This is a genomic window from Streptomyces sp. NPDC090083, assembly GCF_044747445.1.
In the GTDB taxonomy this organism is placed as follows: Bacteria; Actinomycetota; Actinomycetes; order Streptomycetales; family Streptomycetaceae; genus Streptomyces.
The window spans coordinates 195,030-208,029 of sequence record NZ_JBIVED010000004.1 but is presented as its reverse complement, the minus strand read 5'-3'; the positions used below and the strand labels follow the sequence as shown (position 1 = coordinate 208,029).

Here is a 13,000-nt window from a genome sequence, read left to right as displayed (position 1 = left end):
CTCTGTTCCCCTGCCGTCGGTGCCCTCTTCGCCCCCGTCGGCGCCCGTCAAGGAGCCGTTCCACCATGCCCCATCCCCTCGGCACCAAGCCGTCGAAGATCATCGCCGTCCACCTCAACTACCCGAGCCGGGCGGCCGAGCGCGGACGCACGGTCCCGTACGCCTCGTACTTCCTCAAGCCCGCCTCCTCACTCTCGGGCAGCGGCGACCCGCTGATCCGGCCCGAAGGCTGCGACCTCATGGGCTTCGAGGGCGAGATCGCCCTGGTGATGGGTCGTCACGCACGCAACGTCGGCGTCGAACAGGCCTGGGAGTACGTCGACTTCGTCACCGCCGCCAACGACGCCGGCGTCCACGACCTGCGCCACGCCGACCGCGGCTCCAACCTCCGCTCCAAGGGCGCCGACGGATTCACCCCGCTGGGCCCCCGCCTCCTGGACGCCCGCACGGTCGACCCGTCCCGGCTCACCCTGCGCACCTGGGTCAACGGCGAACCGGTCCAGCACGACACCAGTGACACCCTCCTTTTCCCCTTCGCGTATCTGGTCGCCGACCTGTCACGGCTGATGACCCTGGAACCGGGAGACGTCATCCTCACCGGCACCCCGGCCGGCGCCTCCGTCGTCGGCCCCGGCGACACCGTGGAAGTGGAGGTCACCACGGCCGACGCCACCACCGGACGCCTCACCAACACCGTCGTCGCGGGGCCTCCGTTGGCCGCCCCCGGCGCGATGCCCCGCTCCGGCGCGGCGGACGCCGCAGCCGCCTGGGGATCCGCGTACACGCCACCGCCCCTGCTCGACGCGGAACTGGAGAAGGACCTGCTGTCCGTGGCCGTGGCCACCCTCAGCTCCCAACTGCGCAAGCGCGGGCTCCCGCACATGTCGATCGACGGAGTCCGCCCCACGCGCCCCGACCTGAAGATGGTGGGCGTCGCCCACACCCTGCGCTACCTGCCGCTGCGCGAGGACCTCTTCGCCCGCCACGCCAGCGGCATGAACGCCCAGAAACGTGCCGTCGAGGAACTGCGCCCCGGCCACGTCCTGGTCATGGACGCCCGCCGGGACGCCACCGCGGGCACGATCGGCGACATCCTCGCCCTGCGGGCCCTGAAGAAGGGCGCCGCCGGAGTGGTCACCGACGGAGCCCTGCGCGACGCCGCCGCGGTCACGGGACTCGACCTGCCCGTCTACCACGCGGGGGCCCACCCGTCGGTCCTCGGACGCCGGCACGTGCCCTGGGACACCGGGCTGCCGGTGGCGTGCGGCGGAACCCTCGTCCACCCCGGTGACCTGCTGGTCGGCGACACCGACGGTGTGGTCGTCGTCCCCCCGCACCTGGCCCGGGAACTCGTCGCCGACTGCCGCGAACAGGAGCGGCAGGAGCGCTTCATCACCGAACAGGTCCGCCAGGGAGCCGGAATCGACGGGCTCTACCCGCTCACCGGCGCCTGGACCACCCGATACGAGCAGTGGCTCGCCCACCAGCCGGCAACCGCCGCCGGGCCCTGCGAAGGAGACAACGCATGAAGTTCCGCAGCGACCCCGCCGTGATCCGCGGCTCCATCGCCCCCGTGATCACCCCGTTCACCGATTCCGGGGACGTCGACCTCGACGGCCTGCGCGGCCTGATCCGCTTCCAGCTGGAGGCCGGATCGCACGGCGTCTCGCTCGGTGGCTCCACGGGTGAGCCCAGCGCCCAGACCACCCAGGAGCGCATCGACGCCATCAGCGCCGCCGCCGACGAGATAGCCGACCGCGTGCCCTTCCTGCCCGGCACCGGCTCGCACAAGCTGGCCGAGACCCTGGAGATCACCGCCGCGGCCCAGGACGCCGGAGCCGACGCCGCCCTCGTCATCACCCCGTACTACGCGCGCCCCACCCAGGAGGCGCTGTACACCTGGTACGCCACGGTCTGCCGGGAGTTCCCCGACCTGCCGATCGTGGCCTACAACGTGCCCTCCCGCACCGCCGTCGACATCGCGCCCCCCACCGTGGGCCGGCTCTTCCGCGACTTCGACAACTTCGTCGGCATCAAGGAGACCACCAAGGACTTCGAGCACTTCTCCCGCGTCCTCCACGAATGCGGCCGCTCCCTCCTGGTCTGGTCCGGGATCGAGCTGCTGTGCCTGCCCCTGCTCGCGCTCGGCGGTGCCGGTTTCGTCAGCGCCGTCGCCAACATCGCGCCCCAGGCCGTGGCCCGCATGTACGAGGCATGGGAAGCGGGCGACTTCGAGACCGCCCGTGACCTGCACTACCGACTGCACCCGCTGGTCGACCTGCTCTTCGTCGAGACCAACCCGGCACCCGCCAAGTGGGTGCTGCACCAGCAGGGCCGCATCGCCTCCGCCCACGTGCGCGCCCCGCTGATCACGCCGACGGACGCCTCCCTGCCGCGCATCCGCCACCTGCTCCGGCAGGGCGGGGACCTCACCCAGCAGCTCTGACCGCCGACCTTCCTAAGGACCCCGCATGACCACCTCACCCCGCCCCGAAGCGCTGCCCGAGACCATCCACCACTGGATAGGAGGCGAGCGGGTCCCCAGCGCCGACGGACGCACCTTCGACGTGCTGGACCCGGTCTCTAATCAGCCCTACGCGCAGGCCGCCCGCGGCAGCGCGGACGACATCGCCCGCGCGGTCACCGCCGCGAAGAACGCCTTCGGCGTCTGGTCCGCGTACGACAACCGGCGACGTGCCCAGGTCCTCAACAAGATCGCCGACGCGATCGAGGCCCGCCACGACCGCCTCGCGCGGTTCGAGTCCTTCGACTCCGGCCTGCCCATCACCCAGGCCCGCGGCCAGGCCCGGCGCGCCGCCGAGAACTTCCGCTACTTCGCCGACGTGATCGTCGGTCTCGGCGAGGAGGCCTTCCGGCAGGGCACCGAACAGATCAGCTACGTGGTCCGCACCCCTGTCGGCGTGGCCGGCCTGATCACGCCGTGGAACACCCCATTCATGCTGGAGAGCTGGAAGCTCGCGCCCGCGCTGGCCTCCGGCTGCACCCTGGTCCTCAAGCCCGCCGAGTGGACCCCGCTCTCGGCCTCCCTGTGGCCCGAGATCTTCGCCGAGGCCGGCCTGCCCGCGGGCGCGGCCAACATCGTCCACGGCATCGGCGAGGAAGCCGGACAGGCACTCGTCGACCACCCCGACGTCCCCCTCCTCTCCTTCACCGGCTCCACGGACACCGGCCGGCACATCCTGCGCTCCTCGGCCCCCGACCTGAAGACCGTGTCGATGGAACTCGGCGGGAAGTCCCCGGCCGTCGTCTTCGCCGACGCCGACCTCGACGCCGCCCTGGACTCGATCGTCTTCGGCGTCTTCTCCCTCAACGGCGAACGCTGCACCGCGGGCTCGCGCGTCCTCGTCGAGCGCGGCGTCTACGACGACTTCACCACCCGCCTCGCCGAACGCGCCGCCCACGTCCGCGTCGGAGACCCCGCCGACCCGGACACCCAGGTCGGCGCCCTGGTCCATCCGGAGCACTACGACCGGGTCATGAACTACGTGAAGATCGGACGCGAGGAGGGACGCCTGCTGGCCGGCGGTGCCCGCCCCGACCACCTCGACCGGGGCAACTACCTCCAGCCCACGGTCTTCGCGGACGTGTCCCGCGACGCCCGCATCTTCCAGGAGGAGATCTTCGGTCCCGTCGTGGCCGTCGCTCCCTTCGACACCGAGGACGAAGCCGTCGAACTGGCCAACGCCACACCGTTCGGGCTCGCCGCCTACATCTGGACGTCCGACCTCAAGCGCGGCCACCGCCTCGCGCACGCCGTCGAGTCCGGCATGGTGTGGATCAACTCCCACAACGTCCGCGACCTGCGCACCCCGTTCGGAGGCGTCAAGGCGTCCGGCGTCGGACGGGAGGGCGGCGCGCACAGCATCGACTTCTACTCGGACAGCAAGATCGTCCACGTCGCCCTCGGTGACGTCCACGTCCCCCGCTTCGGAGCCGCACGATGACCGCCTCCGCCGCACCCGCCGCTCCGGATGTCATCCGGTCCGCCTACGCCCAGCTCGTCGTCACCGATCTGTCCAAGGCCCGCTGGTTCTGGGCGGACATGCTCGGCTTCCACGTCCAGCACGAGGACAGCGACGCCCTCTACCTGCGCGGCAGCGACGAACTCACCCACCACAGCCTCGTCCTGCGCGAGGGACCCGAGGCCGCGCTGGACCACATCGCCTACCGGGTGCGCACCCCGGAGGACGTGGACAAGGCGGAGGAGTTCTTCACCCGCCTCGGCCGCCCCGTCCGGCGAGTGCCCGCCGGCCGGGGCGCGAAGGGCATCGGCGACGCCGTCCGCGTCGTCGACCCGCTCGGCTTCCCCGTCGAGTTCTTCCACGAGACCGAACGCGTCGAACGCCTCATCCAGCGCTACGACCTGCGCCACGGCGCCGAGGTCGCGCGCCTGGACCACTTCAACATCTGCACCCCGGACATCCCGGCCGCCTACGCCCACTACAAGTCGCTCGGCTTCGGCTGCTCGGAAACCATCGAGGGCGACGAGCACGAGCTCTACGCGGCCTGGATGTACCGCAAGCAGACCGTCCACGACGTCGCCTTCACCGGCGGCGCGGGCCCCCGCCTGCACCACCTCGGCATCGCCACCCACGAATCGCACCAGGTCCTGCGCTGCGCGGATCTGTTCGGCGCGATCCGGAAGGAGCACCACATCGAGCGCGGCCCCGGCCGCCACGGCGTCTCGAACGCCTTCTACCTGTACCTGCGGGACCCCGACGGCCACCGCGTGGAGATCTACACCTCCGACTACTACACGGGAGACCCGGACCACGAGACGTATCGCTGGAACGTCCACGACGACCGGCGCCGCGACTTCTGGGGCAACGCCGTGGTCGAGTCCTGGTACAAGGAGGCGACACCCGTCCTGGATCTGCGGGGCAACGCGCAGGCGGTCGCGGACTCGCTGCTCGACGAGTCGGCCGTGCGCGTCGGGGCCGACGGGCTGGGCTGAGGACGGTGATTCCGCCGCGGCCCGGCGCTGTAGCCGTGGTGCGGGCCGGCGCGGGTCAGGAGCGGGTGGGGTCCTCGCGGCGGGCCCGGTCGTCGTGGGTGGCGGCCCAGGAGGCGAGCAGGCGCAGGGCGTCGTCGTCGGGTGTGCCGGGCTCGGTGCTGTAGGCGGTCAGGGTGAGCCCGGGGTGTGCGGGCAGCACCATGGCGTCGAAGTCGAGGGTGATCTCACCGATGGCCGGGTGGCGGAAGGACTTGCGGCCGGTGTGGTGCAGGCGCACGTTGTGCTTGGCCCAGGCGGCGCGGAACTCCTCACTGAGGGTGGCGAGTTCGCCCACCAGCCCGGTCAGCTCGGGGTCGCCCGGGGCCCGGCCGGCTTCGGTGCGCAGCAGGGCGACGGTGGTGTCGACGGACGTGTTCCAGTCGGGGAAGAAGTCGCGACTGGTGGGGTCGAGGAACTGGAAGCGCGCGATGTTCACCGGGCGGGTCGAGCCACCGAACAAGGGGGAGTAGAGGGCGCGCCCGAGCGGGTTGACGGCCAGGATGTCGAGGCGTCCGTTGCGGATGAAGGCCGGAGTGTCGGTCATGGCGTCCAGGACGCGTGTGAGGCTGGCCGGGACGGGCGTCTTCGGCTTCCGGGCGGCGCGGCGCGGTGGGTGGCGGCGCTGGGCGGCGGCCAGGTCGTGCAGGTGGGCGCGTTCCGCCTCGTCGAGCCGCAGGGCCCGGCAGACGGCGTCGAGGACTTCTTCGGAGGCGCCGGCGAGCTGGCCGCGTTCCAGACGGACGTAGTAGTCGACGCTGACGCCGGCCAGCAGGGCGACCTCCTCGCGGCGCAGTCCGGGCACCCTGCGGTTGCCGCTCCCGAAGGCGGGCAGGCCGGCCTCTCGCGGAGTGATCTTGGCGCGGCGGGTGGCGAGGAACTCGCGGATCTCGTGGGCGGTGTCCATGTTTGCCAGGCTAAGCGCGGTGGAGCGGAGCTGGGGGGTTCTGCCGGTACCTGTAACGGCAGTGCCTTCCGCACGGCTGTGAGCTGCGGTTTCCTCGGTGGTGGCAGGGGATGCGGCCGAGCCCGCAGGCGGTGGGAACCCGCCTGCGGATGCCGTCCGGCCCTGTGGGCCCGACGGTATGAAGGGCCGCGTCCTCACGTTCGAACCGTCGCAGGGAGGAACCGTATGGCGAAGCAGTCCGCACCGCGGGAACTGGTCGGCATCGCGCCGAAGCTGGTCGAGGTCACCGATGAGGTGTTGTTCGCGGACGTGTGGGAGCGGCCCGGACTGTCGCCGCGGGATCGCAGCCTGGTCACCGTGAGCGTGCTCGCTGCGCTGTACCGCGGTGAGCAGCTGCCGTATCACCTGGGCGTGGCGCTGGACAACGGACTCACGGTGGAGGAGCTGTCCGAGGCGATCACGCAGCTGGCCTTCTACGCCGGATGGCCCAACGCCATGACGGCGATCACCCTGCTGAAGAAGATCGCGGACGAACGCTCCGCCTGATCACGGCGCATGCAGTGGGTACAGCGCAACGACGCCCCGCGCGCGGTCAGCGGGACGCATCGACAGAAGGAAAGAACGACATGGCTGTCAGCGACTTCGACCAGATCTTCCCTCTGGGGGAGAGGAACGACGCCTTCGCGCCGTACTTCACCGGCCAGAGCTATCTGGCCCCGCTCGCCTCGGGGAGCGTGCCCGTCAGCAACGTCTCCTTCGAGCCGGGATGCCGCAACAACTGGCACATCCACCACGGCACGGCCGGCGGCGGTGACCAGATCCTGCTGTGCACGGCGGGCAGCGGCTGGTACCAGGCCGAAGGCGAGGATCCCGTCAGCATGGAGCCGGGAACGGTGGTGCGCGTGCCGGTGGGCACGAAGCACTGGCACGGAGCGAAGGCCGACTCGTGGTTCTCGCACGTCGCCTTCATCACGCCGGGCGAGGACGTCAGCAACGAATGGCTGGAGCCCGTCACCGATGAGGTGTACGGCGCACTGCCGAGGAACGGAGCGAGTGCATGACCATCCTGGACGAGACATACCCCCTGGCAGGCGGCGTCGAGATCCCCAAGCTGGGCCTCGGCACCTGGTTCATCGACGACGACGAGGCCGCCGACGCGGTCCGCGCGGCAGTGGAGATCGGCTACCGCAACATCGACACCGCCCAGGCGTACGGCAACGAACGCGGCGTGGGCGAGGGGGTACGCACCTCGGCGGTGCCCCGTGAGGAGCTGTTCGTCTCGACCAAGCTCGCCGCGGAGATCAAGGACTACCACCAGGCGACGACCGCGATCGACGGTTCCCTTGAGGCGCTGGGCCTGGACCACGTCGACCTGATGCTGATCCACAGCCCGCAGCCGTGGGCCGACTTCCGAGGCGGCGACTACGCCGAGGGCAACCGCGCGGCCTGGCGGGCGCTTGAGGAGGCGCACCAGGCAGGCAAGATCCGCTCGATCGGTGTCTCCAACTTCCAGCAGCGGGATCTGGAGAACCTCGTCCAGGGCGCGAGTGTCCTGCCGCAGGTGAACCAGCTGCTCGTCCACGCAGGGAACACCCCTTCGGAGCTGCTGGGCTACTGCGCGGCCAACCAGATCCTCGTCGAGGCGTACTCGCCGATCGCCCACGGCGCGATCCTGAACAACGCCGAAGTCCGGGAAATGGCACGGGCGTACGACGTGTCCGTCCCCCAGCTGTGTGTCCGCTACACGCTCCAGCTGGGCACCGTGTCGCTGCCCAAGACGGCGAACCCCCACCACATGCGGTCCAACGCGGCGGTCGACTTCGAGATCTCCGACCAGGACATGGACGCGCTGCGGGGCCTGCGGGCCGTGGAGTACGGCGAGCACAGCGCCTTCCCCGTCTACAGCGGCAAGTGAGACGGGACGAGCGAGACGAGGAACCCTGGCAGGACTGATCCGCCGCTACTGTCCGGCGGCGGCCGGTTCCGTCGCGTCGGCCGGGGTGTCGCGGACACCGAGTCGCAGGTGCTCGACGTGGTAGAGCGCCTGGTCGAGTAGTTCGGCGACGTGGTTGTCGTACAGGGCGTAGACGATCGACCGGCCGTGGCGTTCGCCCGTGACCAGGCCGAGGTTGCGCAGCAGGCGCAGTTGGTGGGAGCAGGCAGAGGCTTCCATGCCGACGGCATCGGCGAGGTCGCTCACCGAGCAGGGGCCTTCCTGGAGGCGGGCCAGGATGTGCAGTCGGGACGGCGTGGCGAGGGCCTGGAGGGTGGCGGCGACCTCGGCGGTGCCCACGGCGTCGAGGCGCTCGCGCGTGGTGGTCTTGCTGGTGGCGCCGGTTCCGTGACCCATGGGGCCATCATACCGACGACACCTGAAGACCTGTTCAGGCGTTCCTGTATGGTGAGCGTGTCACCTCGGTTCGCCCTTGAAGGGTTGTTTTGTCATGTCTTCATTTGTGGATGAGCGGATCGCGCCGTCCACCGCCGCGTCGCATCCGGCGGCGCCGCGGCGCCGAACGCGCCTGCTGGCACTCCCGGAAACCCGGTGGGCGCTGACGTCCCTGTCGTTCTTCCTCCTCGCGCTGCCCGTGTACCTGCTCGACGGGCCGGCGTGGCTGTGGGGCACGCTCTTCGCCATCAGCGGCATCGCGGGCGGCTGGGAGCCGGGACGGGAGGGCTGCAAGGCCCTCAAGGACAAGACCCTGGACGTGGACCTGCTGATGGTGGTGGCCGCGCTCGGCGCGGCGGCGATCGGCCAGGTCCTCGACGGCGCGCTGCTGATCGTCATCTTCGCCACCTCCGGCGCCCTGGAAGCCGTCGCCACCGCTCGCACCGCGGACTCCGTACGCGGTCTGCTCGACCTCGCTCCCACCACCGCGACCCGGCTGCTGCCCGACGGCACCGAGCAGAGCGTCGACACCGAGCACCTCGCGGTCGGCGACATCATCGTGGTCCGCCCCGGCGAACGGGTCGGTGCCGACGGCCAGGTCCTCGACGGCACGAGCGATGTCGACCAGGCCACCATCACCGGCGAGCCCCTCCCGGTGGCCAAGCGGACGGGCGACGAGGTGTACGCCGGCACGCTGAACGGCACCGGCTCCCTGCGGGTGCGCGTCGAACGCGACCCTTCGGACTCGGTGATCGCCCGGATCGTGAAGATGGTCGAGGAAGCCTCAGAGACCAAGGCCCCCACCCAGCTGTTCATCGAGAAGGTCGAACAGCGCTACTCGGTCGGCATGGTCCTCGCGACCCTCGCCGTCTTCGCCGTCCCCCTCGCCTTCGGCGGCGAACTCCGGTCCGCGCTGCTGCGAGCCATGACGTTCATGATCGTGGCCTCGCCGTGTGCGGTCGTGCTCTCCACCATGCCGCCGCTGCTGTCCGCTATCGCCAACGCCGGACGCCGGGGCGTCCTGACCAAGTCCGCCGTCGTCATGGAACGCCTCGGCCAGGTCGACACCGTCGCCTTCGACAAGACCGGCACCCTCACCGAAGGCACCCCGCGTGTCACCGACATCCACCCCTTGCCCGGCACCGACCTGGACGAGACGGCGCTGCTGGCCCTGGCCGCCAGTGCCGAGCACCCCAGTGAACATCCCCTCGCACGGGCCGTCGTGGACGCCGCCCGCGAGCGCGGCCTGCCCCTGCGTGAAGCCGTGGGATTCTCCTCCGTCCCCGGCGAGGGCGTCACCGCGACGGTTCAGGGCCGCACCGTCCAAGTCGGCTCCCCCTCACGGCTGTTGAGCGCCCCCGCCCAGGAGCCGCACCACGCAACGGTGACCGAGCTGGAGGACGCCGGGCGCACCGCGGTGGCCGTGCTCCGGGACGGCGTCGTCGTAGGGGTGCTGGGGATCGCGGACCGGCTGAGGCCCGACGCGCGGGCGACCGTCGCCGCGCTCACCGAACTGACCGGCCGCACCCCCGTCCTCCTCACCGGCGACAACGAGCGCGCCGCCCGCCGCCTGGCCGCCGAGGTCGGCATCACCGACGTCCGCGCCGGACTGCTGCCCCAGGACAAGGTGGCAGCGGTGAAGGAGTGGGAGTCCGAAGGGCGCAGGGTGCTGGTCGTCGGCGACGGCGTCAACGACGCGCCCGCGCTGGCCGCGGCCCACTCCGGGATCGCGATGGGCAAGGCGGGCTCCGACCTCGCGCTGGAGACCGCCGACGCCGTCGTCGTCCGCGACGAACTCGCCACCATTCCCGCCGTCGTCCAGCTCTCCCGCACCGCCCGCCGACTCGTGGTCCAGAACCTGTTCATCGCGGGGACGTTCCTCACCGCCCTGGTCCTCTGGGACCTGATCGGCACCCTCCCCCTGCCGCTCGGCGTCGCCGCACATGAGGGGTCCACCGTCGTCGTCGGCCTCAACGGCCTCCGCCTGCTGCGCGAGGCGGCCTGGCCGCGCATCACCAAGGACGTCTCGTGAGCCGACGAACCCGCCGCACCGCCCAGGCGCGGTGGCGGCGCGACCCACAGCCGCCGTCCGGCACGGTTGCCGCGGCGGGGACTCTGCGCTGCCGGGCCTCGAACCTGCCTCCCGGCCAAGGGAGTTGAACACAGCGCTCGACACTCGACGCGACCGCTCGGCGGGGAAAGCCCGGCCCACGGTTGGGTCCTATTTCAGTCAACGTATGACGATATCGTCGGCCGATACCGGCCGATACGTCACACTGTCCTGCGGAGGGGGGACGAGTGCGCCGGGCTTGTGACGGTGCGCCATCCCGCAGTGTCGCGCCGCCTTGGGGAAGGCGGCGAGCGGAGTGGTGGGGGATGTATGAGGCAGTCGCTTCCGGGGCAACGCCCTGCGCAGAAGCGGGCGTTCACGGGGCGGGGCGGGCTTCCGGTCGTCGTGATCGGCGCCGGGCCGTACGGGTTGTCGGTGGCCGCGCATCTGCGGACCGCGGGGATACCGGTGCGCATCTTCGGTGATGTGCTGGGCAGTTGGCGGCACGCGATGGCGACGGGGATGTTCCTCAAGTCGACGCCGGCCGCCACCGATCTGTCCGCACCTGAACCCGGCGGCCGGCTGGCGGACTTCCGCGAGGCGCACGGCGAGCCGGAGTTGACCGAGCTGACCCCCATCCCGTGCGACGTGTTCGTGCGGTACGGGCAGTGGTTCCAGAAGCGATACGTCGGCGAGGTCGAGCCCGCCCGGGTCGTGTCCCTCGACCGCGACGGGGACGCCTTCACCGTCCGGCTGGACGACGGGCAGCACCTCTCCGCCGCGGCCGTCGTCGTGGCCACGGGTCTGAACGGACTGTCCTACATCCCTCAGGACCTGCGCCGTCTCGCGCCCGGTGCGGCAGGGCCCGATGCCCTGGTGTCGCACACCAGCCACCACACCGACCTGTCGCGCTTCGCCGGCCGCCGGGTCGCGGTGATCGGGGGAGGCCAGTCAGCACTGGAGAGCGCCGCGCTGCTGCACGAGGCCGACGCCCAGGCGCAGGTACTGGTCAGGGAGCGGCGCGTGCTGTGGGGCACGACGCCGGACCTGGTCCGCCCCTGGACCCAGCGGCTGGTCAAGCCCGCGTCCCCGCTGGGCACGGGCTGGATCCTGGCTGCGGTCTGCAAAGCACCGGGAGGGGTACGGCAGTTACCCGCGTCCGCCCGACTCCTGCTGTTCACAAGGGCGTTGGGGCCGTCGGGGGGATGGTGGCTGCGGGAGAGGGTCGAGGGCGTCGTACCAGTCCGCACGTCGTGCCGGGTCATCGGCGCGGTGGCGGACGCCGACGCTGTACGGCTGGAACTCGCCGGGCCGACGGGCGGTCCGGAGATCCTCGTCGTCGATCATGTCCTGGCGGCCACCGGCTACCGCCTCGACCTGGACGTCCTGCCCTTCCTGAGCGACGTCGTGCGTAAGGCGGTGGTGCGCGTGCGGGACTCGAAGGCCCCGCACCTGAATGGCGGGTTCGAGTCCTCGGTACCCGGTCTCTACTTCACCGGATCGCTCGCCGCGCCGATGTTCGGGCCGATGATGCGCTTCGTGGCCGGCACGCAGTACGCCGCCACCCGGATCACCCGACACGTCGTCACCGCGCCCTGACCACACCCGGATTCGTCTCTCGGCATCCGCTCGCTCAGCACCGTGGAATGCGCCCACCACGGCTACGGCAACGGCCGTACGTGCCGGGGCCGCTGGGTGCGGTCCCGGCACGTGGGCAGGCCTGGTGCGGGGCAGGATCACGGGCACTGGGCGGGTGGTGTGGGCTTCCTGCCGAGTGTGATGGATACCGAGGAATGCGGGAGCAGGACGGTGCCCGCGCTCGGGTTCTGCGAGGTCACCCGGTTGATGTTGTTGCAGTCGACGACCGTGCCGACCCCGCCCAGGACGTAGCCGGCGGCCGAGAGCGCCGCACTGGCCTGAGCCTGCGTGTCACCCAGCAGGTTGGGGACGGTCGTCACACCGGTGACCGAAGCCGAGGTCGAGGCCAGTGCGCGGCTGTATCCGGTGTCCGACGAGGTGTCGACGACGGTCACGCCCCAAGTGAGGGTCCCGGGCTGGGAGATGAACACCGACTGCGAGCCGCCGCCGACGGGGAAGACCGCGGTGGACGGAGTGAGGCCCGGGCCGCTGAGCACGAGTACGTCCTCCGGGGTGTTGCTCACGCAGTCCGCGCTCCACTGCAACAGGGCGTTCTGGCCGTAGACGACGGGGTTGGGTGTCACCGTGATCGAGGCGGTCGCGGTGACCGCGCAGTTCAGTCCGGGATCGTCCGCGTAGGCGGGTGTCACCGCGAACGCGGTGGCCACCAACGCCGCCACGACGAGCACCACGGCCTTGGGGGAGCGGGCCAACCTGGGCGCCCACCTCCGCAGCCCAGCCATCACCTTGACGAGCACCCTGTGATGCGCCGGTTTCGATGTCTCTCTCATGACTCCCCCTGGACGGTTGCTCTGTAGGTCGGGTGACCCGCGGCCGTTCGTCGACCGCTGGCCAGAGTGATGCACCGTCATGGGGCTGTCACTCACGGATCCGCTCAGCGGAACACGCGGAAACGCGCGAGGTGCCAGGGCCCGGGCTACGCACCGCGAAGGACGTCGTGGCGTCGCGCTTCCGCAGATCGACGAGTGGACCGCGGAAGCGGTG

12 protein-coding genes are annotated in these 13,000 nt (G+C 71.0%); 9 read left to right on the top strand and 3 right to left on the bottom strand.

Annotated features, from left to right (window positions below):
- The first annotated feature begins 65 nt into the window (after positions 1-65).
- Genes ACIPTO_RS16285 through hpaD form a run of 4 tightly spaced genes read left to right on the top strand, consistent with a single transcriptional unit; the run spans position 66 to position 4,975 of the window.
- Positions 66-1,529 carry a fumarylacetoacetate hydrolase family protein gene (locus ACIPTO_RS16285; protein WP_401192388.1) on the top strand — a complete coding sequence of 488 codons (1,464 nt, stop codon included), beginning with the start codon at positions 66-68 and terminating at the stop codon, positions 1,527-1,529.
- Positions 1,526-2,446, top strand: a complete 921-nt coding sequence (gene dapA, locus ACIPTO_RS16280) for a 4-hydroxy-tetrahydrodipicolinate synthase (protein WP_401192385.1) — start codon at positions 1,526-1,528, stop codon at positions 2,444-2,446. Before ACIPTO_RS16285 ends, dapA begins: the two co-directional genes overlap by 4 nt.
- A gap of 25 nt (positions 2,447-2,471) precedes the next feature.
- A complete protein-coding gene (gene hpaE / locus ACIPTO_RS16275; protein WP_401192383.1) occupies positions 2,472-3,965 on the top strand; it encodes a 5-carboxymethyl-2-hydroxymuconate semialdehyde dehydrogenase in 1,494 nt (497 codons plus the stop codon).
- On the top strand, positions 3,962-4,975 hold the full coding sequence (gene hpaD / locus ACIPTO_RS16270) for a 3,4-dihydroxyphenylacetate 2,3-dioxygenase (RefSeq protein WP_401192381.1): 1,014 nt from the start codon (positions 3,962-3,964) through the stop codon (positions 4,973-4,975). The genes hpaE and hpaD overlap by 4 nt, the downstream gene beginning before the upstream one ends.
- Positions 4,976-5,030: 55 nt before the next feature.
- Here the strand turns inward: hpaD and ACIPTO_RS16265 are convergent, their stop codons facing one another.
- On the bottom strand, positions 5,031-5,918 hold the full coding sequence (locus tag ACIPTO_RS16265) for a helix-turn-helix transcriptional regulator (RefSeq protein WP_401192378.1): 888 nt from the start codon (positions 5,916-5,918) through the stop codon (positions 5,031-5,033).
- Positions 5,919-6,143: 225 nt separating this feature from the next.
- Between ACIPTO_RS16265 and ACIPTO_RS16260 the strand changes: the two genes are divergently transcribed.
- The 3 genes from ACIPTO_RS16260 to ACIPTO_RS16250 all read left to right on the top strand — a co-directional run bounded on the left by ACIPTO_RS16260 (position 6,144) and on the right by ACIPTO_RS16250 (position 7,833).
- Positions 6,144-6,464: a carboxymuconolactone decarboxylase family protein gene (locus ACIPTO_RS16260; RefSeq protein ID WP_401192375.1), complete on the top strand. Its 321-nt coding sequence runs from the start codon at positions 6,144-6,146 to the stop codon at positions 6,462-6,464.
- An 80-nt stretch (positions 6,465-6,544) separates the two neighbouring features.
- Positions 6,545-6,979 carry a cupin domain-containing protein gene (locus ACIPTO_RS16255; protein WP_401192372.1) on the top strand — a complete coding sequence of 145 codons (435 nt, stop codon included), beginning with the start codon at positions 6,545-6,547 and terminating at the stop codon, positions 6,977-6,979.
- Positions 6,976-7,833 carry an aldo/keto reductase gene (locus tag ACIPTO_RS16250; RefSeq protein WP_401192369.1) on the top strand — a complete coding sequence of 286 codons (858 nt, stop codon included), beginning with the start codon at positions 6,976-6,978 and terminating at the stop codon, positions 7,831-7,833. Before ACIPTO_RS16255 ends, ACIPTO_RS16250 begins: the two co-directional genes overlap by 4 nt.
- 45 nt (positions 7,834-7,878) lie before the next feature.
- On the opposite strand, the gene ACIPTO_RS16245 is transcribed toward ACIPTO_RS16250, so the two are convergent.
- Positions 7,879-8,268: an ArsR/SmtB family transcription factor gene (locus ACIPTO_RS16245; RefSeq protein ID WP_401192367.1), complete on the bottom strand. Its 390-nt coding sequence runs from the start codon at positions 8,266-8,268 to the stop codon at positions 7,879-7,881.
- Positions 8,269-8,362: 94 nt separating this feature from the next.
- On the opposite strand from ACIPTO_RS16245, the gene ACIPTO_RS16240 reads away from it, so the two are divergent.
- Together ACIPTO_RS16240 and ACIPTO_RS16235 are read left to right on the top strand one after the other, a co-directional pair.
- On the top strand, positions 8,363-10,339 hold the full coding sequence (locus ACIPTO_RS16240; protein WP_401192365.1) for a heavy metal translocating P-type ATPase: 1,977 nt from the start codon (positions 8,363-8,365) through the stop codon (positions 10,337-10,339).
- 348 nt (positions 10,340-10,687) lie between these two features.
- Complete coding sequence (locus tag ACIPTO_RS16235; RefSeq protein ID WP_401192362.1) at positions 10,688-11,956, top strand: FAD-dependent oxidoreductase; 1,269 nt, start codon at positions 10,688-10,690, stop codon at positions 11,954-11,956.
- Positions 11,957-12,093: 137 nt separating this feature from the next.
- Here the strand turns inward: ACIPTO_RS16235 and ACIPTO_RS16230 are convergent, their stop codons facing one another.
- Positions 12,094-12,708 (bottom strand): PASTA domain-containing protein, encoded by a 615-nt coding sequence (locus ACIPTO_RS16230; protein ID WP_401192359.1) that lies wholly within the window; start codon positions 12,706-12,708, stop codon positions 12,094-12,096.
- Positions 12,709-13,000 lie beyond the last annotated feature (292 nt).

Coding starts and splice junctions, on each gene's coding strand:
- ACIPTO_RS16285 (WP_401192388.1), top strand. CDS start 66: ATGCCCCATCCCCTCGGCACCAAGCCGTCGAAGATCATCGCCGTCCAC.
- dapA (WP_401192385.1), top strand. CDS start 1,526: ATGAAGTTCCGCAGCGACCCCGCCGTGATCCGCGGCTCCATCGCCCCC.
- hpaE (WP_401192383.1), top strand. CDS start 2,472: ATGACCACCTCACCCCGCCCCGAAGCGCTGCCCGAGACCATCCACCAC.
- hpaD (WP_401192381.1), top strand. CDS start 3,962: ATGACCGCCTCCGCCGCACCCGCCGCTCCGGATGTCATCCGGTCCGCC.
- ACIPTO_RS16265 (WP_401192378.1), bottom strand. CDS start 5,918: ATGGACACCGCCCACGAGATCCGCGAGTTCCTCGCCACCCGCCGCGCC.
- ACIPTO_RS16260 (WP_401192375.1), top strand. CDS start 6,144: ATGGCGAAGCAGTCCGCACCGCGGGAACTGGTCGGCATCGCGCCGAAG.
- ACIPTO_RS16255 (WP_401192372.1), top strand. CDS start 6,545: ATGGCTGTCAGCGACTTCGACCAGATCTTCCCTCTGGGGGAGAGGAAC.
- ACIPTO_RS16250 (WP_401192369.1), top strand. CDS start 6,976: ATGACCATCCTGGACGAGACATACCCCCTGGCAGGCGGCGTCGAGATC.
- ACIPTO_RS16245 (WP_401192367.1), bottom strand. CDS start 8,268: ATGGGTCACGGAACCGGCGCCACCAGCAAGACCACCACGCGCGAGCGC.
- ACIPTO_RS16240 (WP_401192365.1), top strand. CDS start 8,363: ATGTCTTCATTTGTGGATGAGCGGATCGCGCCGTCCACCGCCGCGTCG.
- ACIPTO_RS16235 (WP_401192362.1), top strand. CDS start 10,688: ATGAGGCAGTCGCTTCCGGGGCAACGCCCTGCGCAGAAGCGGGCGTTC.